22 protein-coding genes are annotated in these 20,114 nt (G+C 60.3%); 13 read left to right on the top strand and 9 right to left on the bottom strand.

Translation table 11 applies throughout. From position 1 onward, the window contains the following. Positions 1 to 147 precede the first annotated feature (147 nt). The 5 genes from ACP7C6_RS09410 (at position 148) to ACP7C6_RS09390 (ending at position 6,488) form a co-directional block, all read left to right on the top strand. Positions 148 to 744: a superoxide dismutase gene (locus ACP7C6_RS09410; protein WP_003175739.1), complete on the top strand. Its 597-nt coding sequence runs from the start codon at positions 148 to 150 to the stop codon at positions 742 to 744. Positions 745 to 874: 130 nt separating this feature from the next. Further along, positions 875 to 1,090, top strand: coding sequence for a hypothetical protein (locus ACP7C6_RS09405; RefSeq protein ID WP_028617708.1), 216 nt, complete (start codon positions 875 to 877; stop codon positions 1,088 to 1,090). Between the two features lie 161 nt (positions 1,091 to 1,251). After that, entirely contained in the window at positions 1,252 to 3,303 is a 2,052-nt protein-coding gene (locus ACP7C6_RS09400) for a putative bifunctional diguanylate cyclase/phosphodiesterase (RefSeq protein ID WP_028617709.1), read from the top strand. 127 nt (positions 3,304 to 3,430) lie between these two features. Continuing rightward, complete coding sequence (locus ACP7C6_RS09395; protein ID WP_426108646.1) at positions 3,431 to 4,774, top strand: imelysin family protein; 1,344 nt, start codon at positions 3,431 to 3,433, stop codon at positions 4,772 to 4,774. A 259-nt stretch (positions 4,775 to 5,033) separates the two neighbouring features. Then, positions 5,034 to 6,488 (top strand): TrkH family potassium uptake protein, encoded by a 1,455-nt coding sequence (locus ACP7C6_RS09390; RefSeq protein ID WP_028617711.1) that lies wholly within the window; start codon positions 5,034 to 5,036, stop codon positions 6,486 to 6,488. Here ACP7C6_RS09390 and ACP7C6_RS09385 read toward each other — a convergent pair. Then, positions 6,445 to 7,503, bottom strand: a complete 1,059-nt coding sequence (locus tag ACP7C6_RS09385; RefSeq protein WP_028617712.1) for an AraC family transcriptional regulator — start codon at positions 7,501 to 7,503, stop codon at positions 6,445 to 6,447. The two genes, ACP7C6_RS09390 and ACP7C6_RS09385, sit on opposite strands and share 44 nt — an antisense overlap. Before the next feature lie 161 nt (positions 7,504 to 7,664). Here ACP7C6_RS09385 and ACP7C6_RS09380 point away from each other — a divergent pair, with 161 nt between their 5' ends. From ACP7C6_RS09380 to ACP7C6_RS09370, 3 genes are all read left to right on the top strand, one after another. Continuing rightward, positions 7,665 to 7,976: a DUF962 domain-containing protein gene (locus ACP7C6_RS09380; protein ID WP_016975413.1), complete on the top strand. Its 312-nt coding sequence runs from the start codon at positions 7,665 to 7,667 to the stop codon at positions 7,974 to 7,976. 350 nt (positions 7,977 to 8,326) lie between these two features. Next, positions 8,327 to 8,509, top strand: coding sequence for a hypothetical protein (locus ACP7C6_RS09375; RefSeq protein ID WP_028617713.1), 183 nt, complete (start codon positions 8,327 to 8,329; stop codon positions 8,507 to 8,509). A 104-nt stretch (positions 8,510 to 8,613) separates the two neighbouring features. Continuing rightward, complete coding sequence (locus ACP7C6_RS09370) at positions 8,614 to 9,810, top strand: MFS transporter (RefSeq protein ID WP_338575670.1); 1,197 nt, start codon at positions 8,614 to 8,616, stop codon at positions 9,808 to 9,810. Here the strand turns inward: ACP7C6_RS09370 and arfB are convergent. Then, positions 9,807 to 10,220, bottom strand: coding sequence for an alternative ribosome rescue aminoacyl-tRNA hydrolase ArfB (gene arfB, locus ACP7C6_RS09365; RefSeq protein ID WP_016975416.1), 414 nt, complete (start codon positions 10,218 to 10,220; stop codon positions 9,807 to 9,809). The genes ACP7C6_RS09370 and arfB overlap by 4 nt on opposite strands. Before the next feature lie 109 nt (positions 10,221 to 10,329). Beyond that, on the bottom strand, positions 10,330 to 11,751 hold the full coding sequence (locus tag ACP7C6_RS09360; protein WP_095017415.1) for an amino acid permease: 1,422 nt from the start codon (positions 11,749 to 11,751) through the stop codon (positions 10,330 to 10,332). 638 nt (positions 11,752 to 12,389) lie between these two features. Between ACP7C6_RS09360 and ACP7C6_RS09355 the strand changes: the two genes are divergently transcribed. Together ACP7C6_RS09355 and ACP7C6_RS09350 are read left to right on the top strand one after the other, a co-directional pair. After that, positions 12,390 to 12,527: a hypothetical protein gene (locus ACP7C6_RS09355; RefSeq protein WP_003175756.1), complete on the top strand. Its 138-nt coding sequence runs from the start codon at positions 12,390 to 12,392 to the stop codon at positions 12,525 to 12,527. A gap of 73 nt (positions 12,528 to 12,600) precedes the next feature. Next, complete coding sequence (locus tag ACP7C6_RS09350; protein ID WP_028617717.1) at positions 12,601 to 13,560, top strand: hypothetical protein; 960 nt, start codon at positions 12,601 to 12,603, stop codon at positions 13,558 to 13,560. A gap of 193 nt (positions 13,561 to 13,753) precedes the next feature. On the opposite strand, the gene rluB is transcribed toward ACP7C6_RS09350, so the two are convergent. From rluB to ACP7C6_RS09320, 6 genes are all read right to left on the bottom strand, one after another. Then, positions 13,754 to 14,965 (bottom strand): 23S rRNA pseudouridine(2605) synthase RluB, encoded by a 1,212-nt coding sequence (gene rluB, locus ACP7C6_RS09345; RefSeq protein ID WP_068934988.1) that lies wholly within the window; start codon positions 14,963 to 14,965, stop codon positions 13,754 to 13,756. A 144-nt stretch (positions 14,966 to 15,109) separates the two neighbouring features. Next, the gene (locus ACP7C6_RS09340; RefSeq protein WP_028617718.1) at positions 15,110 to 15,301 is read right to left on the bottom strand and encodes a DUF1289 domain-containing protein; all 192 of its coding nucleotides are present in this window, start codon (positions 15,299 to 15,301) and stop codon (positions 15,110 to 15,112) included. Positions 15,302 to 15,339: 38 nt separating this feature from the next. Then, a complete protein-coding gene (gene scpB, locus ACP7C6_RS09335) occupies positions 15,340 to 16,272 on the bottom strand; it encodes an SMC-Scp complex subunit ScpB (protein ID WP_068934990.1) in 933 nt (310 codons plus the stop codon). 12 nt (positions 16,273 to 16,284) lie between these two features. Further along, complete coding sequence (locus ACP7C6_RS09330; protein ID WP_171905498.1) at positions 16,285 to 17,043, bottom strand: segregation and condensation protein A; 759 nt, start codon at positions 17,041 to 17,043, stop codon at positions 16,285 to 16,287. A 60-nt stretch (positions 17,044 to 17,103) separates the two neighbouring features. Then, positions 17,104 to 17,733 carry an L-threonylcarbamoyladenylate synthase gene (locus tag ACP7C6_RS09325; protein WP_016975422.1) on the bottom strand — a complete coding sequence of 210 codons (630 nt, stop codon included), beginning with the start codon at positions 17,731 to 17,733 and terminating at the stop codon, positions 17,104 to 17,106. A gap of 13 nt (positions 17,734 to 17,746) precedes the next feature. Then, positions 17,747 to 18,610, bottom strand: a complete 864-nt coding sequence (locus ACP7C6_RS09320) for a PHP domain-containing protein (protein WP_028617721.1) — start codon at positions 18,608 to 18,610, stop codon at positions 17,747 to 17,749. A gap of 87 nt (positions 18,611 to 18,697) precedes the next feature. Between ACP7C6_RS09320 and ACP7C6_RS09315 the strand changes: the two genes are divergently transcribed. From ACP7C6_RS09315 to ACP7C6_RS09305, 3 genes are all read left to right on the top strand, one after another. Continuing rightward, positions 18,698 to 19,294, top strand: a complete 597-nt coding sequence (locus ACP7C6_RS09315) for a septation protein A (protein ID WP_068934994.1) — start codon at positions 18,698 to 18,700, stop codon at positions 19,292 to 19,294. A 1-nt stretch (position 19,295) separates the two neighbouring features. After that, positions 19,296 to 19,595, top strand: coding sequence for a YciI family protein (locus ACP7C6_RS09310; RefSeq protein WP_015885584.1), 300 nt, complete (start codon positions 19,296 to 19,298; stop codon positions 19,593 to 19,595). A gap of 106 nt (positions 19,596 to 19,701) precedes the next feature. Beyond that, positions 19,702 to 20,109, top strand: a complete 408-nt coding sequence (locus ACP7C6_RS09305; protein WP_028617723.1) for a translation initiation factor 2 — start codon at positions 19,702 to 19,704, stop codon at positions 20,107 to 20,109. Positions 20,110 to 20,114: the final 5 nt, after the last annotated feature.

Below are 20,114 nucleotides of genomic sequence, written 5' to 3'. Positions count from 1 at the left end.
CCCACACAGTTGTTGCGTGGTTTTGCCGCACCCCCGGTGCTATGATCCGGACCCTGCGCCGCAAAGAGTACAAACTCCCCGGCGCTTGTTTGGCCGCCCGTGATCGGCCTTGCGCTCACCGCAACTGACCTGATTAGGAGAATCATCATGGCTTTCGAATTGCCGCCGCTGCCCTACGCACACGATGCCCTGCAGCCGCACATCTCCAAGGAAACCTTGGAATATCACCACGACAAGCATCACAACACCTACGTCGTGAACCTGAACAACCTGGTGCCAGGCACCGAGTTCGAAGGCAAGACCCTGGAAGAGATCGTCAAATCCTCTTCGGGCGGCATCTTCAACAACGCCGCTCAGGTCTGGAACCACACTTTCTACTGGAACTGCCTGGCGCCAAACGCCGGCGGCCAACCAACCGGCGCATTGGCTGAAGCTATCAACGCCGCGTTCGGTTCGTTCGACAAGTTCAAGGAAGAGTTCACCAAAACCTCCGTCGGCACCTTCGGTTCCGGTTGGGGCTGGCTGGTGAAAAAGGCTGACGGTTCCCTGGCACTGGCCAGCACCATCGGCGCCGGCAACCCGCTGACCAACGGCGACACCCCGCTGCTGACCTGCGACGTGTGGGAACATGCCTACTACATCGACTACCGCAACGTGCGTCCAAAGTATGTGGAAGCGTTCTGGAACCTGGTCAACTGGAAGTTCGTGGCTGAGCAGTTCGAAGGCAAGACCTTCACTGCCTAAGCACTGCTTGCAGTAAAAAAGAGCCCGGCGAATGCCGGGCTTTTTCATGCGCCATGGAACCGAGTGACAAGCCTTGGCCACGCAGTCTCTGGAGAGGAATCAGCCTTTCTTATCTGTCGGAGAAATCACCATGACCATTGGCGCACTCGCAGCTCTGCCTATCGTTGGCGACCTCGTCAAAACCGCTGGCGACATCACCAAGTCCCTCGCACCGCTGGCCCAACCCTTTGCTGACGTCGCAGCCAAGGCTTTGGGCAAGATGCTTGACCAGACTTTCGAACCCACCCAGAAATCAGTGGATTTTTCGAACACACAGGAAATCGGAAAACGCACGCTGACGTTCTAAACGACCCGCCGCTGCGGCCTCGTAACGGGCGGGCGGACAGCAATCCGCCTCGCCTCCCGCTTCAAACCCGGTTTTACCCCAATGTTCCTTTGACTGCCCTCACCAGATTGCCAATACTCATGGCATATTGAGGCTACCCGCATGGAACAAGGAATGACCCTTTGAAGCTGGAACTCAAGAACAGCTTGTCGGTGAAGTTGCTACGGGTTGTGCTGCTGTCGGCATTGATCGTGGGCGTAGCGCTGAGCGTGGCGCAGATCGTTTTCGATGCCTACAAGACGCGCCAGGCCGTGGCCGGCGATGCCCAGCGCATCCTCGACATGTTTCGCGACCCCTCGACCCAGGCCGTCTACAGCCTGGACCGCGAGATGGGCATGCAAGTGATTGAGGGCCTGTTCCAGGATGACGCCGTGCGCATGGCGTCCATCGGCCATCCCAACGAGACCATGCTGGCCGAAAAAAGCCGCGCCCTGCAGCAATCGTCCAGCCGTTGGTTGACCGATCTGATACTCGGCCAGGAACGCACATTCACCACCGCTTTGGTCGGCAAAGGCCCCTACAGCGAGTATTACGGCGACCTGAGCATCACCCTTGACACGGCCACCTACGGCAAGGGGTTTATTGTCAGTTCGGTGATCATCTTTATTTCCGGGGTGTTGCGCGCGCTGGCGATGGGGCTGGTGCTGTACCTGGTCTACCACTGGCTGCTGACCAAGCCGCTGTCACGGATCATCGAGCACCTGACCTCCATCAACCCCGACCGGCCCAGCGAACACAAGATCCCGCAGCTCAAGGGCCACGAGCGCAACGAACTGGGGTTGTGGATCAATACTGCCAATCAGTTGCTTGAATCCATCGAACGCAATACCCATCTGCGCCATGAAGCTGAAAGCAGCCTGCTGCGCATGGCGCAGTACGATTTCCTGACTGGCCTGCCGAACCGCCAAAAGCTACAGGAGCAGTTGGACAAGATCCTTATCGACGCCGGCCGCCGCCAGCGCCGTGTGGCTGTGCTGTGTGTGGGGCTGGACGACTTCAAAAGTGTCAACGAGCAGTTCACCTACCAGGCTGGCGACAAACTGCTATTGGCGTTGGCTGACCGCTTGCGCGCCCACAGCGGTCGCCTTGGCGCACTGGCCCGATTGGGCGGCGACCAGTTCGCCCTGGTGCAGGCCGATATCGACCAGCCCTACGAGGCCGCCGAACTGGCGCAAAGCATCCTCGATGACCTGGAAGCGGAATTCGCTCTCGACCACGAAGGCATCCGCCTGCGCGCCACGATCGGTATCACTCTGTTCCCGGAAGACGGCGACAGCACCGAAAAGCTGCTGCAGAAAGCCGAGCAGACCATGACCCTCGCCAAGACCCGCTCGCGCAATCGCTATCAGTTCTATATCGCCAGCGTTGACAGCGAAATGCGCCGTCGCCGTGAGCTGGAAAAAGACCTGCGCGACGCCCTCAGCCGCGACCAGTTCCACCTGGTGTACCAGCCGCAGATCAGCTACCGCGATCATCATGTGGTCGGCGTGGAAGCGCTGATCCGCTGGCAGCACCCGGAACACGGCCTGGTGCCGCCGGATCTGTTTATCCCCTTGGCCGAGCAGAACGGCACTATCATCCCGATTGGCGAATGGGTGCTGGACCAGGCCTGCCGACAGCTACGCGAATGGCACGACCTGGGTTTCACCGAGCTGCGCATGGCGGTCAACCTGTCCACCGTGCAGTTACACCACACCGAGTTGCCGCGGGTGGTCAACAACCTGATGCAGATCTACCGCCTGCCACCGCGCAGCCTGGAACTGGAAGTCACCGAGACCGGCCTGATGGAAGACATCAGCACCGCCGCCCAGCACCTGCTGAGCCTGCGCCGTTCCGGAGCATTGATTGCGATTGATGACTTCGGCACCGGCTACTCATCCCTCAGCTATCTAAAAAGCCTGCCTCTGGACAAGATCAAGATCGACAAGAGCTTCGTGCAGGACCTGCTGGATGATGATGACGACGCCACCATCGTGCGGGCGATCATCCAACTGGGCAAAAGCCTGGGCATGCAAGTGATCGCCGAAGGCGTGGAAACCGCCGAGCAGGAGGCCTATATCATCTCCGAAGGCTGCCATGAAGGTCAGGGTTACCACTACAGCAAACCCTTGCCGGCGCGAGAGCTGGCGGCGTTCTTGAAGCAGTCGGAACGCAACAACGCCGCAATTCTTTGACCCGGTAAACCGATACTGAATATTTCCCGCGTTTAACCCTTTACACAAAATGCAAATCTTTCGCATTATGTCGCAGTTTTTGCGCTCCCGCGCGCGCCCCATCAACAACCGAAGCAGGATGTTCGCCATGATTCGTATGCCCCTGGCCACCGCCAGTCTGCTGGCCATTGCCATTTCTCTCGCCGGTTGCGGCGAAGGTAAAGACAAGGCCGCAGCGCCCCAGGCGCCGACCCCGGCTGCCAGCACTACCGCTCCAGCGGCTGCCACGCCTGCCGGCCAGGTCGACGAAGCCGCCGCCAAGGCCGTGGTCGCGCATTACGCTGACATGGTGTTCGCGGTCTACAGCGATGCCGAGTCCACCGCGAAAACCCTGCAAACCGCGATCGACGCATTCCTTGCCAAGCCGAACGACGAAACCCTGAAAGCCGCGCGCACCGCCTGGATCGCCGCTCGCGTTCCTTACCTGCAGAGCGAAGTGTTCCGCTTCGGCAACACCATCATCGACGACTGGGAAGGCCAGGTGAACGCATGGCCGCTGGACGAAGGCCTGATCGACTACGTCGACAAGTCCTACGAACACGCCTTGGGTAACCCAGGTGCTACCGCTAACATCATCGCCAACAACGAAATCCAGGTCGGCGAAGACAAGGTCGACGTGAAAGACATCACCCCGGAAAAACTCGCCAGCCTCAACGAGCTGGGCGGTTCCGAGGCCAACGTCGCCACCGGCTACCACGCTATCGAATTCCTGCTCTGGGGCCAGGACCTGAACGGCACCGGCCCAGGTGCCGGCAACCGTCCTGCGTCGGACTACCTGACCGGCGAAGGCGCCACCGGCGGCCACAACGAGCGTCGCCGCGCCTACCTGAGCGCTGTGACCCAACTGCTGGTCAGTGACCTGGAAGAAATGGTCGGCAACTGGAAACCCAACGTCGAAGACAACTACCGCGCCACCCTGGAGGCAGAACCTGCCACCGACGGCCTGCGCAAAATGCTGTTCGGCATGGGCAGCCTGTCCCTGGGCGAACTGGCCGGTGAGCGCATGAAGGTTTCCCTGGAAGCCAACTCGCCGGAAGACGAGCAGGACTGCTTCAGCGACAACACCCACAACTCGCATTTCTACGACGCCAAGGGTATCCGCAACGTCTATTTGGGCGAGTACACCCGCGTCGACGGCACCAAAATGACCGGCGCCAGCCTGTCATCCCTGGTGGCCAAGGCCGACCCGGCTGCCGATACCGCATTGAAAGCGGACCTGGCAGCGACTGAAGCGAAGATCCAAGTCATGGTTGACCACGCCAACAAGGGTGAGCACTACGACCAATTGATCGCTGCTGGTAACGATGCCGGCAATCAGATCGTCCGTGACGCCATCGCGGCACTGGTCAAGCAGACCGGTTCGATCGAAGCCGCTGCGGGCAAGCTGGGCATCAGCGACCTGAACCCGGACAGCGCTGATCACGAGTTCTGATCAGTACGCAATTAAATGAGGCGACCTTCGGGTCGCCTTTTTTGTGCGCGGATGTCGACAATCAATCAGACACAACACAATCCATGTGGGAGCGGGCTTGCTCGCGAATGCGGTCTATCAGATACAAATTCTTCAACTGACACGCCGCCTTCGCGAGCAAGCCCGCTCCCACATTAGACTCACATCGCTTCCAAGCCCCGGTTTACAAGACCTGCACCGCAGGTAGAATGGCGCCACCTCAAACATCCGAGCGAATTTCATGGCGTTGCCGACCCTGCGCATCATCGGTTTCATCATCGGCATCTTCCTGATCACCCTTGCGATCGCGATGGTTGTGCCCATGGCAACCCTGGTGATCTTCGAACGCACCAGCGACCTGCCCTCGTTCCTGTGGGCCAGCATGATCACTTTTATCGCCGGCCTGGCCCTGGTGATTCCCGGTCGTCCCGAGCATGTGCACTTGCGCCCGCGGGACATGTACCTGCTGACCGTTACAAGCTGGGTGGTGGTGTGCATATTCGCCGCGCTGCCCTTTTTGCTGACCCAGCACATCAGCTACACCGACTCGTTTTTCGAAAGCATGTCCGGCATCACCGCCACTGGCTCCACGGTGCTGAGCGGCCTGGATGCCATGTCGCCGGGCATCCTGATGTGGCGTTCACTGCTGCACTGGCTGGGCGGTATCGGCTTTATCGGCATGGCAGTAGCGATCCTGCCGCTGCTGCGCATCGGTGGCATGCGCCTGTTCCAGACCGAATCCTCGGACCGCTCGGAAAAGGTCATGCCCCGCTCGCACATGGTGGCGCGGCTGATCGTAGCGGCCTACGTGGGTATTACCATTCTCGGCAGCCTGGCGTTCTGGTGGGCTGGGATGGGCTTGTTCGATGCGATCAACCACGCGATGTCGGCGATTTCCACCGGTGGGTTCTCCACCTCTGATGAATCCCTGGCGCACTGGAAACAACCGGCGGTGCACTGGGTGGCGGTGGTGGTGATGATCCTCGGCAGTTTGCCGTTCACTTTGTACGTGGCCACATTGCGCGGCAACCGCCGAGCGCTGATCAAGGACCAGCAGGTACAAGGCCTGCTCGGTTTGTTGATCGTGACCTGGCTGGTGCTCGGCACCTGGTACTGGTGGACCACCAACCTGCACTGGCTGGACGCACTGCGTCATGTGGCGCTGAACGTCACGTCGGTGGTGACGACTACAGGTTTTGCACTGGGCGACTACAGCCTGTGGGGCAACTTCTCACTGATGCTGTTCTTCTACCTGGGCTTTATCGGCGGCTGCTCGGGCTCCACGGCGGGCGGGATCAAGATCTTCCGGTTCCAGGTCGCCTATATCCTGCTTAAAGCCAACTTGAACCAGCTGATTCACCCACGTGCGGTGATCAAGCAGAAGTACAACGGCCACCGTCTTGACGAAGAAATCGTACGCTCGATCCTGACCTTTTCGTTCTTCTTCGCCATCACCATCTGCGCCATTGCCCTGGCCTTGTCGCTGCTGGGCCTGGACTGGATGACTGCCTTGACCGGTGCCGCGAGTACTGTCTCGGGCGTAGGCCCGGGCCTGGGCGAAACCATTGGCCCGGCGGGTAATTTCGCCAGCCTGCCGGATGCGGCGAAGTGGATCCTGTCGCTGGGCATGTTGCTCGGCCGGCTGGAGATCATTACGGTCTTTGTTCTGTGCATTCCGGCGTTTTGGCGCCACTGACGCCTGACACTTCCAGCAACCGCGCCCGGTATTCGCCGGGCGTGGCATCAAACCAGCGTCGAAATGCGCGGAAGAAGTTGCTTGGGTCAGCAAAGCCCAGCAGGTAGGCAATTTCCAGCAGGGTCATGCTGGGCTGCGCCAGGTATTGCTCGGCCAGTTCACGGCGGGTGTCATCGAGCAGGGTCTGGAAGCTGGTGCCCTCCTCCTGCAAGCGCCGCTGCAAGGTGCGCTGGGACAAGTGCAGCGTCTGGGCTACCACTTCACGCTTGGGCTCGCCCTGGGGCAACAGGCGGCACAACACCTGCCGCGCCTTGTGGGTCACGCGGCTTTCCGAGAAACGCGCCAAGTATTCACCGGCAAATCGATCATGCAGCAGGGCCATGGCCTCATTGGCCGTGGGCAGCGGCGCGTCCATGTCCGCCTGTTCGAAAATCAGCGCGTCATAGGGCGCGTTGAATTCCAGCGGCGCATGGAAGGCTTGTTTATAGGGTGCCAGGTCCGCCGGTTGCTCACCTTGCAGCACCACTTTTCGAGGCTGCAGCGTGCGACCGGTCAGCCAGCCACACAGGGCCAAGGCACTGGCCAGCGAAGCTTCGGCACTTTGCCGGGTGGGTGGCAGGTGGTCACCGTGTACCGTCAGAATCAGCGCATAACCTTCGGGGACCAATCTGAAACTCAGGTCGGCGCTTTCAGCGATGATCCGCTGGTAGCGCACCAGGCGCATGAAGCCTTCGGCCAGGGTATTGCTGGACATCAACGCATAACCGGCCACATGAAATGACGCCGGGCGCACCACTTTGCCCATGTTCAGGCCGATCGCCGGGTTGCCCGACAGCTCCACCGCCCGCTGCCACAGGCGGGTCATGGAATCCTGCGGGAACCGTGCATCGGGGTCGCTCAGGGCGGCGTAGTCGAGGCCGAGCTGCTTGAACAAGGCGCGGCAATCCAGGCCGTCCATTTCCAATGCCTTGACTATCCCCATCGCCCAGCTTGCAGACGTTGTTCGTTCGCTCATGGCGTCTTCTTAATAAAGCAGGCTCAAACGGCAGCCAGGAAGCCAAGGATACTAAAGTGGCATCTATTGTCACTGGCTGTTACCACTGATCACTCTAGACTCAAATAAGCTCCCCGCCGAACATCTGTTGGGCGGTACAACAATCAAAAGGGCCGGTCACCGTGGAAAACGTCAAGCGATTCAACAGCTTTGCTGAGTTCTACCCGTATTACCTGAGCGAACACGCCAACAGCACGTGCCGGCGCCTGCACTTTATCGGCACCACGCTGGTGATCGGCATTTTGGCGTATGCCATTGGCAGAGGTTCGCTTCTCCTGTTGATCGCCTTGCCGATTGCCGGTTACAGCTTTGCCTGGATCGGCCACTTCTTCTTCGAAAAGAACCGCCCAGCGACCTTTCAACACCCGTTCTACAGCCTGTTGGGGGATTTCGTGATGTACCGCGACATGATCCTGGGCAAGGTACCCTTCTAGCCAAACGACCGTTTAAACGATGAAAGTTCATCCATCTGCCGACATTAAAATCTTTTTGTCATTTGCAGTGCTGTATCCTGCCAAGGCTTTTTGAGAGCGCGGAATCACCTGCGATTGAAAAAACAGACCTTGCGAGGAGCGACGACGATGCACGAGATACCTAATCTCCCCTTCCCAAGCCTGCACCCTACAGAGCAGCCAACACCGCAGCAGGCCAGTGACAAACAGCCTGAGGCCAAAGAAGCAAAACCAGTCGACAGCGAAAGCCAGGACTGACGCCGTACCAGACCGTGTGGAAAGCGCAACATTGAGCGCTTTCCACACTGCCTGAATCAATCGAGACGCCCGCCATGACCGATACCCTCCCCGACAACCCGGACACCGCCTTACTCGACGCTGCCTTGCAGATGGTCGAGATCTGGAACCGCCTCAGCGCCGACAAACAAGCACTGCTGCTCAAGCGTTTCGGCACCCAGGAAAACGCACTGGCCGCCCTGGTCACCACCCAATTGCTCGCCCCTACCCAAGCCTGACGTCTTTCTGAGCTGAGGTTTTTGCGTTTTACCGCCCTGCGCGAGCCAAACCACCGGTATCATTAGCAGCCTATCTTTACCTGCCGCGACAGTGGACCTCTCCCATGCCCGATACCCAGCGCCCCATGGCGGTCACGCTGCAAGTTGTTTCCATCGTGTTGTTCACCTTCATTGGCTACCTGAACATCGGCATTCCCCTCGCCGTATTGCCAGGCTATGTCCACAGTGAACTGGGCTACGGCGCGGTGATTGCCGGCCTGGTGATCAGCGTGCAATACCTGGCCACCCTGCTGAGCCGCCCGTATGCGGGCAAAATCATCGATAACCTGGGCAGTAAGCGCGCCGTGCTGATCGGCCTGGTGGGCTGTGGCCTGAGCGGTGTGTTCATGCTGTTCGCGGCGTGGTTCTCAAGCCTGCCGGCCTTGAGCCTGGGCAGCTTGTTAATCGGCCGCCTGGTCCTTGGCAGCGCGGAAAGCCTGGTGGGCTCGGGCGCCATCGGTTGGGGCATCGGCCGGGTCGGTGCGCAGAACACCGCCAAGGTGATTTCCTGGAACGGTATCGCCAGCTACGGCGCGCTGGCCGTCGGCGCACCACTGGGCGTATTGCTGGTGAGAAATTTCGGACTGTGGAGCATGGGGGTCAGCATTATCCTGCTGGCCATCGTCGGCCTGCTGCTGGCCTGGAACAAAGTCGCTGCACCGATTGTTGCCGGCGTACGCCTGCCCTTCATGAATGTGCTGGGCCGCGTATTGCCCCACGGTTGCGCCTTGGCGCTGGGTTCCATCGGCTTTGGCACCATCGCCACCTTCATCACCTTGTATTACACCACCCAGCATTGGGATAACGCGGTGTGGGCCCTGAGCCTGTTCGGCGCCAGCTTTATCGGTGCGCGGTTGTTGTTCGGCAACCTGATCAACCGGATCGGCGGTTTTCGCGTGGCGATTGCCTGCTTGTCAGTGGAGATCCTCGGCCTGCTGTTGCTGTGGCTGGCACCGGACGCAAACCTGGCCCTGGCCGGCGCGGCGTTGAGTGGGTTCGGCTTTTCCTTGGTGTTTCCGGCCTTGGGCGTCGAAGCCGTCAACTTGGTGCCAGCCTCCAGCCGCGGCTCGGCGGTGGGCGCCTACTCGCTGTTTATCGATCTTTCACTGGGCATCACCGGACCACTCGCCGGGGCTGTCGCAGCCGGCTTCGGCTTTGCGTCGATCTTCCTGTTCGCCGCGCTTGCCGCCCTCGGTGGTCTGTTGCTGAGCGTGTACCTGTACCGCCAGGCACCCAAGGCCCGTGAGGCGCGTGGCGACTAGAAGTCGACCTTGCCGCGCCCGGCCTTGATACTGCCGCGCTTGGTCTTGGATTCGAGGCGGCGCTTTTTCGACCCCAGGGTCGGCTTGGTCGGGCGGCGTTTCTTCTCCACCTTGGTGGCGCTGAGGATCAATTCCACCAGACGCTCCAACGCATCCGCGCGGTTCTGCTCCTGGGTCCGGTATTGCTGGGCCTTGAGCACCAGCACGCCCTCGCTGGTGATACGACTGTCGCGCAGCGCCAGCAAGCGCTCCTTATAGAACTCCGGCAGCGACGACGCCGGGATGTCAAAACGCAGGTGCACCGCACTCGACACCTTGTTGACGTTCTGCCCACCCGCACCCTGGGCGCGAATGGCGGTCAGCTCAATCTCGGCGTCGGGCAGGTGGACGTTGTTGGAAATCACCAGCATGGGCAGCGGGATCCTCTGTGGGGGCAACCAAGGATACGCGAATGCGCGCGCCCATTCCTGAAACAACAAACCCGGCACAAGGCCGGGTTTGGTTTATCTCACGCACGCCTCACTTCACTGCTGGGGCAGCCACCTCCAAGGCTCGCTGCGCAACGCGCTTGTTCTTGATGCCGTAACACACCCACATGAACGCCACCCACACCGGGATCGCGTACACCGACACCTGGATCCCCGGAATCATCAGCATGATCACCAGGATAAACACCACGAACGCCAAGCATACATAGTTGCCGTACGGGTACCAGAGCGCCTTGAACAACGGCACCTGGCCGGTACGGTTCATGTGTTGGCGGAACTTGAAGTGCGAGAAGCTGATCATCGCCCAGTTGATCACCAATGTGGCCACCACCAGGGACATCAACAGTTCCAACGCGTGTTGCGGGATCAGGTAGTTCATCAACACGGCGACCAGGGTAATCGCCGCCGACGCGAGGATGGAACGCACTGGCACACCGCGCTTGTCGATCTTCGCCAGGGCCTTGGGCGCGTCGCCCTGCTCGGCCATGCCCAGCAGCATACGGCTGTTGCAGTAGGTGCCACTGTTGTACACCGACAGCGCCGCCGTCAGGACCACGAAGTTGAGGATATGCGCAGCGGTGTTGCTGCCCAGCATCGAGAACACTTGCACGAACGGGCTGCCGCTGTAGGCATCACCGGAGGCGTTGAGGGTGGTCAACAGGCTGTCCCATGGGGTCAGCGACAGCAGCACGACCAGAGCACCGATGTAGAAGATCAGGATGCGGTAGATCACCTGGTTGATCGCTTTTGGGATCACCGTGCGTGGCTGGTCCGCTTCAGCGGCGGTAAAGCCGAGCATTTCCAGGCCGCCGAAGGAGAACATGATGATCGCCATGGCCATCACCAGCCCGCCGACGCCATGGGGGAAGAACCCGCCGTGTTCCCACAGGTTGGTCACCGAGGCCTGTGGCCCGCCGCTGCCGCTGACCAGCAGATAGCTGCCCAGGGCGATCATACCGACGATGGCCACCACCTTGATGATGGCGAACCAGAACTCTGCCTCACCGAAAACCTTGACGTTGGCCAGGTTGATCAGGTTGATCAGCACGAAGAAGGCTGCGGCCGAGACCCAGGTCGGAATCTCCGGCCACCAGTAGTGCACGTACTTGCCGACAGCCGTCAGCTCCGACATGCCCACCAGAATGTACAGGATCCAGCAGTTCCAGCCCGACAGGAAGCCGGCGAAACCGCCCCAGTATTTGTGGGCAAAGTGGCTGAAGGAACCGGCGACCGGCTCTTCGACGATCATTTCGCCGAGCTGGCGCATGATCATGAAGGCAATGAAGCCACAAATGGCATAGCCCAGGATCATCGACGGGCCGGCGGATTTGAGCACCCCGGCCGAGCCGAGGAACAAGCCGGTGCCGATGGCGCCACCGAGGGCGATCAACTGGATATGCCGGTTTTTCAGGCCGCGTTTTAGCTCGCCTGAAGAGGAAGGGGGAACACTCATGAAAAGGCTCTCACGCAAGGTTTGATGATGTTGAATGCAGGTTGCTGCCTTGAATTACCGACTCAAGCAGCGCCGCTCAAACCCCAGCGCAGGCACCAGGAGTACAGCGTCTTTCTAACGGTCATGCGTCACCTGTTTGTTTTTATCTGTGACGAAATCGAACCCGTCCGGCTCGTGGCCAGGCGGAGTGATCAGGGCGGGTACACCCCGAGGTCTTGGCCTTTTGCGTGGTTACGCAAGGGGGTCACAGTAAAACGCGGCGGATTGTACACCGCTCGCCAGCTTGAGGGCGCCCTCGAAAGAAGCGTGCGACGATCTGTCAGGTAATCCTTACAGGGCTGGATCGACCAATAATGTCGCCATTTACTCGTAAATTAATCGTTACAGCACGGAAAATTAACGTTACAGCCATGATCTCGATAAAAATTGGCGGTAGGAAATTTCCGAAAGATTAGTCGCGCCAGTTCCCTGTATTTATTCAAGAAATAGCCCGCTCAAAAAAACAGAACAAAAAATCCAAATGAAACCGTGTCAATAAAAATTTTGCATTTTGAAACACTCTCTCCTAGGTTCTTCCCACTTGCCAGCGAAGTCCGTTGGCAAGCCGTTCTCAAACAACGTCCTCTAGGAGATACACCATGCAAGCACTGGAAAACGACCTGGAAACCGAACTGCAACTCGACGATTGGTTTGAAGCGCCGACCCATGAGGCCGCCGTTGAAATGATGCAAGCCGATGCCGTTGTGCCCTTCGGCACCGCGATGTGGCCATTCTAAAAACCGGCAGGCATTCGGCAGGTGCCGTGCACGGCACCTGCCCCCTTACCCAAGGCACAGAAGGAAGTACGTCATGGACAAGGCCCGCGCCGTCGAACACTTTCTCTACTACCTCGCGCACCATCCGGCCCTCAATGGCCTGAGTAGCCCCACCGTGCTGCTGGGCCATACCGAGCGCTACGACGCCATCGCCCAGGCGATCACCCACAGCAGCGCCGCCCGCTTCAACTTCCAGGTGCAGCGCCTGGAACTGGCCGCCAGCGACACCCTGGCCGAGGCCATTGAAGCCTGCGACCTGTACCTGTTTCTCTACGATTCCTCGACCTTGCCCAACCCAAGCGCCGAAGGCCCGGACTTTATCCGCGCCCTGCAAGGCGTGATGGCTGAGCACTGGAAAAAGTCCCTGCTGTTCAAGGATTACGGCGACTACTTCTACGACACCTTCAGCGTCGAGCCCCAGCGCATTGCTGACCTCAATGCCACGCTGATCCGGCGCATGTCCCAGGCCACGGTGTTGAGCTTTACCGACAAGCACGGCTCACGCCTGGAAGCGCCGATGAGCAGCATCAAGAAGTGGACCAATATCAACGGCATCGGCAACCACGACTTGGCCCCCGGCGAGATCGCCACCCACAGCGAGGCCATCAATGGCCAGGTGCGGTTTGTCGGCACCTTTCTCAGCACCATCCCGTTCGCACGCAAATATGGCGTGCTGGCGTCACCGCTGGAGCTGTGGATCGAGAACTCGACCATCTGCAGCGTGGCCAGTGACGTGCCGGGGCTGGCGGACGACTTCAATAAGTACCTGAACGCCAACCCGTCGAACCGGCGTGTGGAAGAACTCGGGATTGGCACCAATGAAGGCGTGAAGGACCTGTATGCGCGCAATGCCGGGTTTGAGGAGCGCCATTGTGGGTTGCACCTGGGCCTGGGGGGCGGGCAGAAAGGCAGCCATCACCTGGATTTGATCTTTGCCAGCGGGGTATTGGCGCTCGACGACAAGCCGGTGTTTGATGGCACCTTCGCGTTTTAGAAGCACATCAGGATGACGAGGGCCCCTGTGGGAGCCGGGCTTGCCCGCGATGGCGGTGGATCAGTTGGCATATTTACCCAATGACCCACCGCCATCGCAGGCAAGCCAGCTCCCACGATTGAATGCATTTCAAATCCAGATCCAAAAAAAACGCCAACCCGAGGGTTGGCGTTTTTGTGCAGCGTTTAGCGCATCACTGCGGCTTCTTGCGACCAAAACCCGGACGCTGACCCGAACCGGCTGGGGCGCCACGGCGCTTGCCCGATGGCTCGTCCGCGACCAATTTCGGGCCAGGGCGTTTGTTCGCTGCTGGCTTGGCTGGACGCTTGGTGCTGGCGTTGTCCGCTGGGCGCTCGGCTTCACCGCGATTGCTGCGACCACCCGACGGAGCAGGACGCGGCGCACGTGGCGCACGCTCACCTTCCTGGCGCGACGGCGCGGTTGGACGACGCTCACCTTCAATCTGCGGTTCACGGGAAATACGACCGCCGGTCGCCGGTGCATTCAGCGCAGGGCGCAGGGTGCGGGCAACCCGTTCGGTGCGAGCCACAGGGCGCGACGATTTACGCTGCATACGCTCAAGCTTGTCTTTGCTCTTGGCGTTCATCTGCGGCATAGCGACGGGCGTCAGGCCGACTTCGGCGCTGAGAATGTCGACTTCGTACTGGCTCATTTCGCGCCAGCGGCCCATCGGCAGATCGGAGTTGAGGAACACCGGACCGAAACGCACGCGCTTCAGGCGGCTGACCACCAGGCCCTGGGATTCCCACAGGCGACGTACTTCACGGTTACGGCCTTCCATTACCACGCAGTGGTACCAGTGGTTGAAACCTTCACCACCAGGCGCTTGCTTGATGTCGGTGAACTTGGCCGGGCCGTCTTCCAGCACCACGCCAGCCTTCAGGCGCTCGATCATCTCATCATCGACTTCACCACGTACACGCACGGCGTACTCGCGGTCCATCTCGTAGGACGGGTGCATCAGGCGGTTGGCCAGCTCACCGTCAGTGGTGAACATCAACAAGCCGGTGGTGTTGATGTCCAGACGACCGATGTTGATCCAACGGCCTTCCTTCGGCTTAGGCATCTTGTCGAACACGGTCGGACGGCCTTCCGGGTCGTCACGGGTGCAGATCTCACCATCGGGCTTGTTGTACATGATCACGCGGCGCACCGATTCGGCGGCCTCTTCACGCTTGATGACCTTGCCATCGATGGTGATTGCATCGTGCAGGTCGACGCGCTGGCCGAGGGTGGCCTCGACGCCGTTGACCTTGATGCGCTTCTGGGTGATCCAGGCTTCGACGTCGCGGCGCGAGCCCACGCCGATACGCGCCAGCACCTTCTGCAGTTTTTCGCCTGCTGGGCCGATTTCCTGGCTGTCGTTCTGGTCTTTGTCGTTCATCTTAAGCACCTCCCGGTGGGTCGATTCAGGCGTGGCCTGAAGAGTGTTGAAAGCGGGGCTTTGGCCGAATAGCTCGGCAAAGGGTCGCGAATCATACGCGCAAGACGCGCGTTGCGCATCACAGACTAGTCGATAAGCGCCAAGTCATTTGCTTTTCCGCCGACCGGTGGCGCCCAGGGCCAGCAATCGCAGCTCGGCTTCGGCCAGGACGCTGCGCTTGTCGGCTTTGTCGAGTTTCTTCCAGGCGCGGATCTCACGCTTGCTGCGGCCACAACCGACGCAGATGTCATCGCTGAATTTGCAGATGCTGATGCAGGGGTCTTTGGTGGAACTCATGTTTTGTACCTGACACTGGAGATCTAAATGTGGGAGCGTCAGTCTTCGAACTGGCGGCGCTCGGCTTCGATGGCTTCGGCCAGGGCCCGGGCTTCGTCTTCTTCGTCGCTCAAAGGCGGTTGTTCGAGAGCGGCGACGGCGGCGAGGAGTTTTTCGCGGGCCTCAGCAACGCCAAGGATGTCTTCCTCTGGCTCAGGTTCTGCTTCGACTTCAGGCTCAGCCTCAACGTTCGGTTGAGTTTCAGGTTCGGCGACGCCGTCACGCAGCAGGTCGTCGAAGTCAGTCTTGATGCCCTGCTCCATGTCGTCCAATTCCAGCAACAACGTATGAAAACTGGTCTCGTCCTTCGGCTCTTCCGGCTCGGCGCTGGCGTCGGCCAATTCCTGCAGGCTCGCGGGCACCGGGGCGTCGTCGAAGTCGAGCACCGGCTCGGCCTCCATCTCGCGCAGTTCGGCCAGCGGCGGCAGGTCGTCGAGGTTTTTCAGGTTGAAATGGTCGAGAAACACCTTGGTGGTGGCGAACATCGCCGGTTTGCCGGGCACGTCGCGGTAGCCGACGATGCGGATCCACTCGCGCTCCAGCAAGGTCTTGACGATATGGCTGTTGACCGCCACGCCCCGCACATCCTCGATCTCGCCCCGGGTGATCGGCTGGCGATAGGCGATCAGCGCCATGGTCTCCAGCATCGCCCGCGAATAACGTTGCGGACGCTCTTCCCACAAACGGCCGACCCAGGGGGAAAACTTCTCACGGATCTGCAGGCGGTAACCCGACGCCACTTCGCGTAATTCAAAGGCGCGGCCATCGCAGGACTTGCGCAGGATCTCCAGCGCCTTCTTGAACACCGGCGGCTCAGGGCGCTCGGCTTCTTCAAAGAGCTCGAACAGGCGTTCCAAAGATTGCGGTTTGCCAGAGGCCAGGAGAAACGCCTCCAGCAGCGGCGCCAGTTCGCGGGGTTCAGTCAGATTCATCGATTCAGCTCTTTATTCGGCTCGCGCCCGCACGTGGATAGCCGCAAAAGGCTCATTCTGGACCAGCTCGACCAACGATTCCTTGACCAATTCAAGGATCGCCATAAAGGTCACCACCACCCCCAGGCGCCCCTCTTCAGCGGTGAACAGCTCGACAAAGGGCACGAAACCGCCGCCCTTGAGGCGTTCCAGCACATCGCTCATGCGCTCGCGGGTCGACAACGCCTCGCGGCTGACCTGGTGGCTTTCAAACATATCGCCACGGCGCAGCACCTCGGCCATGGACATCAGCAATTCTTCCAGGCTCACGTCCGGCAGCAACTTGCGCGCGCGGGCTTCAGGCGCGTCGAGTTTCGGCACTACGACGTCGCGGCCCACGCGGCTCAAGCCGTCGATGCCTTCGGCGGCGGCCTTGAAGCGTTCGTACTCTTGCAGGCGGCGGATCAGTTCGGCGCGCGGGTCGTCTTCTTCGGCTTCGACCGTCTCCGAGCGCGGCAGCAGCATGCGCGACTTGATCTCGGCAAGCATGGCGGCCATCACCAGGTACTCGGCGGCCAGTTCCAGGCGCACCGATTGCATCAGCTCGACATAGCCCATGTACTGGCGGGTGATTTCCGCTACCGGGATGTCGAGGATGTTGATGTTCTGCTTGCGAATCAGGTAGAGCAGCAAGTCCAGCGGGCCTTCGAAGGCTTCAAGGAAGACTTCGAGGGCGTCCGGCGGAATGTACAGGTCCAGGGGCATTTCCATGACCGCCTGGCCATACACCATGGCAAACGGCAGTTCCTGCTGGGCGCCCGCCTGGCTGTCGACGGTTTCCACGGCCGACATTCAGGCCTCGACCATGAACGGCGCCGGGTCGCCGCAACCCACGCGGATCACTTCGGGTTCGCCGTCGGCCAGGTTGATCACGGTGGAGGCTTTGTTGCCGCCGTAACCGCCGTCGATGATCAGGTCGACGTGCTTTTCCAGCAGGCGGCGCATTTCGTATGGGTCGTACAGAGGCTCATCCTCACCCGGCATGATCAGCGACACGCTCATCAACGGCTCACCCAGCTCTTCGAGCAGCGCCAGAGCAATAGGATGCTCCGGGACTCGCAGGCCGATGGTGCGCTTCTTCGGGTGCAGCAGCAGGCGCGGCACTTCGCGGGTGGCGTTGAGAATAAAGGTGTAGGGCCCCGGCGTGTGCGCCTTGAGCAGGCGGAAAGTGCCGGTATCGACCTTGGCGAACAGCCCAAGTTGGGACAGATCGCTGCAGATCAGCGCAAAGTTGTGCTTGTCGTCCAACTGGCGCAGGCGTCTTACACGCTCCACCGCGCCCTTGTCGCCGATCTGGCAACCGATGGCGTAGGACGAATCAGTCGGGTAGATCACCACGCCGCCGGCGCGAATGATCTCGACGGCCTGTTTGATCAGGCGCGCCTGGGGGTTTTCCGGATGAATCTGGAAGAATTGACTCACGTGCTCTACCTGTTCAGACGGTGGCAGTAATGGGGTCATGCTTGAATCGCCCCGACAAGAGCGGCAGGTCTTCGGGTACCTGGCGATACTCGCCGATTTCGGACCACCCACCTGGACCATGAAAATCACTGCCGGCACTGACCAGCAGACCAAATTCGCGGGCAAGAATCGCCAGGCTGCCAACCTGTTCGGCGGGTTGATGCCCGTTGACCACTTCGATCGCGTGGCCGCCCGCTCCAATATAGTCGCTGATCAGCTTGCGGCGCTTGCTGCGGGTGAAATCGTAATGCCAGGGGTGGGCCAGGCTCACCCAGGCGCCGGAGGCACGCAGGGTCCCGACCGTGTCTTCCAGGGTCGGCCAGTGTTGCTTCACATCGCCCAACTTGCCGGCGCCCAGCCATTTGCGAAAGGCTTCGGCGCGATCTTTGACAAAGCCTTCACGCACCATCCAGTCGGCAAAGTGCGGCCGGGCCGGTGCATTACCGCTGTCGCCCAGTTCCTGCTGGATGGCGCGGGCGCCATCAAGGGCGTTGGGCATGCCTTTGAGGCTGAGCTTGCGACTTATCTCTTCGGACCGCAGCCAGCGGCCATCGTGCAAATCGGCGATGGCCTGCACCAGCGGCGGGGCCTGTTGATCGAAACCGTAGCCGAGCACATGAATGGTGGCGCCGCCCCAGGTGCAGGACAATTCCACGCCGTTGACCAGCTGCATGCCTAGGCTGTGGGCCGCGACCCGGGCCTCGTCGAGACCTTCGAGGGTGTCGTGGTCGGTCAACGCCAGGACTCGCACGCCTTTTTCAAACGCACGCGCGACCAGTACCGCGGGCGCCAGGGCGCCGTCTGAGGCCGTGCTGTGGCAGTGCAAATCAACATTCACGGGGATGTGTAACCTCAAGTCAGCTGGCGCTTTCGCTACCAAGGATGTTTGTTATTATGCCGCCACATCCAGCTTCTGGCTCTTACTGTGAAACAATTCATCGACTTCATCCCGCTGTTGCTGTTTTTCATCGTTACCAAACTCGACCCCAGGGTCATCGATATCGCCGGTCACCCGGTGTCGTTCGGGGGCATCTACAGCGCCACCGCCGTCCTGATCATCAGCTCTATCGTCGTCTATGGCGCTATCTTCATCTCCCAGCGCAAGCTGGAAAAAAGCCAATGGCTCACCCTCATTGCCTGCCTGGTATTCGGCGGACTGACCCTGGCCTTCCACAGCGAAACCTTCCTCAAATGGAAAGCGCCGGTGGTGAACTGGCTGTTCGCGCTGGTCTTTATCGGCAGCCACTTCATTGGTGATCGCCTGCTGATCAAGCGAATCATGGGCCATGCGCTGACCCTGCCGGAGCCGGTGTGGACACGCTTGAACGTGGCCTGGATCGTGTTTTTCCTGTTCTGCGGCGCCGCCAACCTGTTCGTGGCCTTTACCTTCCAGGATTACTGGGTCGACTTCAAAGTGTTCGGCAGCCTGGCCATGACCGTGTTGTTCCTGATAGGCCAGGGTATCTACCTGTCGCGCCACCTGCATGACGTTGCCCCTACCACGCCTAAAACCGAGGACTGACATGCTCTACGCAATCATTGCCACCGACGTGGCCAACTCGCTGGAAAAACGCCTGAGCGTACGCCCGGCCCATGTCGAGCGCCTCAAGCAGCTGCAGGCCGAAGGCCGTATCGTGCTGGCCGGCCCGCACCCGGCGGTAGACAGCAACGACCCAGGCGATGCGGGTTTCACCGGGAGCCTGATCGTTGCCGAGTTCGCCTCCCTGGCCGATGCCCAGGCCTGGGCCAAGGCTGATCCTTATGTCGCCGCCGGCGTATACGCTGACGTCGTGATCAAGCCGTTCAAGCAAGTCCTGCCTTGATAACGGCCGCGCCGAACCTTATCGGTTCGGCGTACGCCTAATGGCTCATTATTCTCGGTAACCTGCCGACAACGTTCTGAATATTCGTGTGGAATCAGGAGTTCCGATGCGCTTACGTCAGTTGTGTCTGTTGGCAGTGGTAATGATCGGGGCTTCGGCCCACGCTGAAGAAACCTCGAACACCGGCAGTTCCACGCCCCTGTCCTTGAGTGTCGGCGCCCAGATCACCGAGTTGCAGCAACGTTTGAAAGAAAGCGAACGCCAGCGTGAAGAACTGAGCAAGCAACTGCAAAGCGCAGATGCTGCCCGCGAAAGCGCCCAATTGAGTCGCCTTCGCCAAGAGAACCAACGCCTGGCCCAGCAACTCAAAGAGACACAGGGCGGCGCCTTGACCCGCTGGCTGACCGAGCAACAGCAATGGTTCGTCACCGGCGGGGCCGTCGCACTGATCGCCCTGCTGTGCGGGATCTTCGCCAGTGGTGGGCACCGTCGCCGTCGACAATGGCTAAATTGAGTGAG

It is taken from the genome of Pseudomonas sp. TWR1-1-4 (assembly GCF_049897165.1).
Classification (GTDB): domain Bacteria; phylum Pseudomonadota; class Gammaproteobacteria; order Pseudomonadales; family Pseudomonadaceae; genus Aquipseudomonas; species Aquipseudomonas canadensis.
This window is presented reverse-complemented; position numbering and strand designations above follow the sequence as displayed.

Bases quoted from the DNA above. Each gene is read 5' to 3' on its own strand.
- rluB (WP_068934988.1), bottom strand. From the start codon at position 14,965: ATGAACGACAAAGACCAGAACGACAGCCAGGAAATCGGCCCAGCAGGC.
- scpB (WP_068934990.1), bottom strand. From the start codon at position 16,272: ATGAATCTGACTGAACCCCGCGAACTGGCGCCGCTGCTGGAGGCGTTT.
- ACP7C6_RS09310 (WP_015885584.1), top strand. From the start codon at position 19,296: ATGCTCTACGCAATCATTGCCACCGACGTGGCCAACTCGCTGGAAAAA.
- ACP7C6_RS09410 (WP_003175739.1), top strand. From the start codon at position 148: ATGGCTTTCGAATTGCCGCCGCTGCCCTACGCACACGATGCCCTGCAG.
- ACP7C6_RS09305 (WP_028617723.1), top strand. From the start codon at position 19,702: ATGCGCTTACGTCAGTTGTGTCTGTTGGCAGTGGTAATGATCGGGGCT.
- ACP7C6_RS09360 (WP_095017415.1), bottom strand. From the start codon at position 11,751: ATGAGTGTTCCCCCTTCCTCTTCAGGCGAGCTAAAACGCGGCCTGAAA.
- ACP7C6_RS09350 (WP_028617717.1), top strand. From the start codon at position 12,601: ATGGACAAGGCCCGCGCCGTCGAACACTTTCTCTACTACCTCGCGCAC.
- ACP7C6_RS09340 (WP_028617718.1), bottom strand. From the start codon at position 15,301: ATGAGTTCCACCAAAGACCCCTGCATCAGCATCTGCAAATTCAGCGAT.
- arfB (WP_016975416.1), bottom strand. From the start codon at position 10,220: ATGCTGGTGATTTCCAACAACGTCCACCTGCCCGACGCCGAGATTGAG.
- ACP7C6_RS09375 (WP_028617713.1), top strand. From the start codon at position 8,327: ATGACCGATACCCTCCCCGACAACCCGGACACCGCCTTACTCGACGCT.
- ACP7C6_RS09395 (WP_426108646.1), top strand. From the start codon at position 3,431: ATGATTCGTATGCCCCTGGCCACCGCCAGTCTGCTGGCCATTGCCATT.
- ACP7C6_RS09390 (WP_028617711.1), top strand. From the start codon at position 5,034: ATGGCGTTGCCGACCCTGCGCATCATCGGTTTCATCATCGGCATCTTC.
- ACP7C6_RS09370 (WP_338575670.1), top strand. From the start codon at position 8,614: ATGCCCGATACCCAGCGCCCCATGGCGGTCACGCTGCAAGTTGTTTCC.
- ACP7C6_RS09385 (WP_028617712.1), bottom strand. From the start codon at position 7,503: ATGAGCGAACGAACAACGTCTGCAAGCTGGGCGATGGGGATAGTCAAG.
- ACP7C6_RS09405 (WP_028617708.1), top strand. From the start codon at position 875: ATGACCATTGGCGCACTCGCAGCTCTGCCTATCGTTGGCGACCTCGTC.
- ACP7C6_RS09355 (WP_003175756.1), top strand. From the start codon at position 12,390: ATGCAAGCACTGGAAAACGACCTGGAAACCGAACTGCAACTCGACGAT.
- ACP7C6_RS09330 (WP_171905498.1), bottom strand. From the start codon at position 17,043: ATGGTGTATGGCCAGGCGGTCATGGAAATGCCCCTGGACCTGTACATT.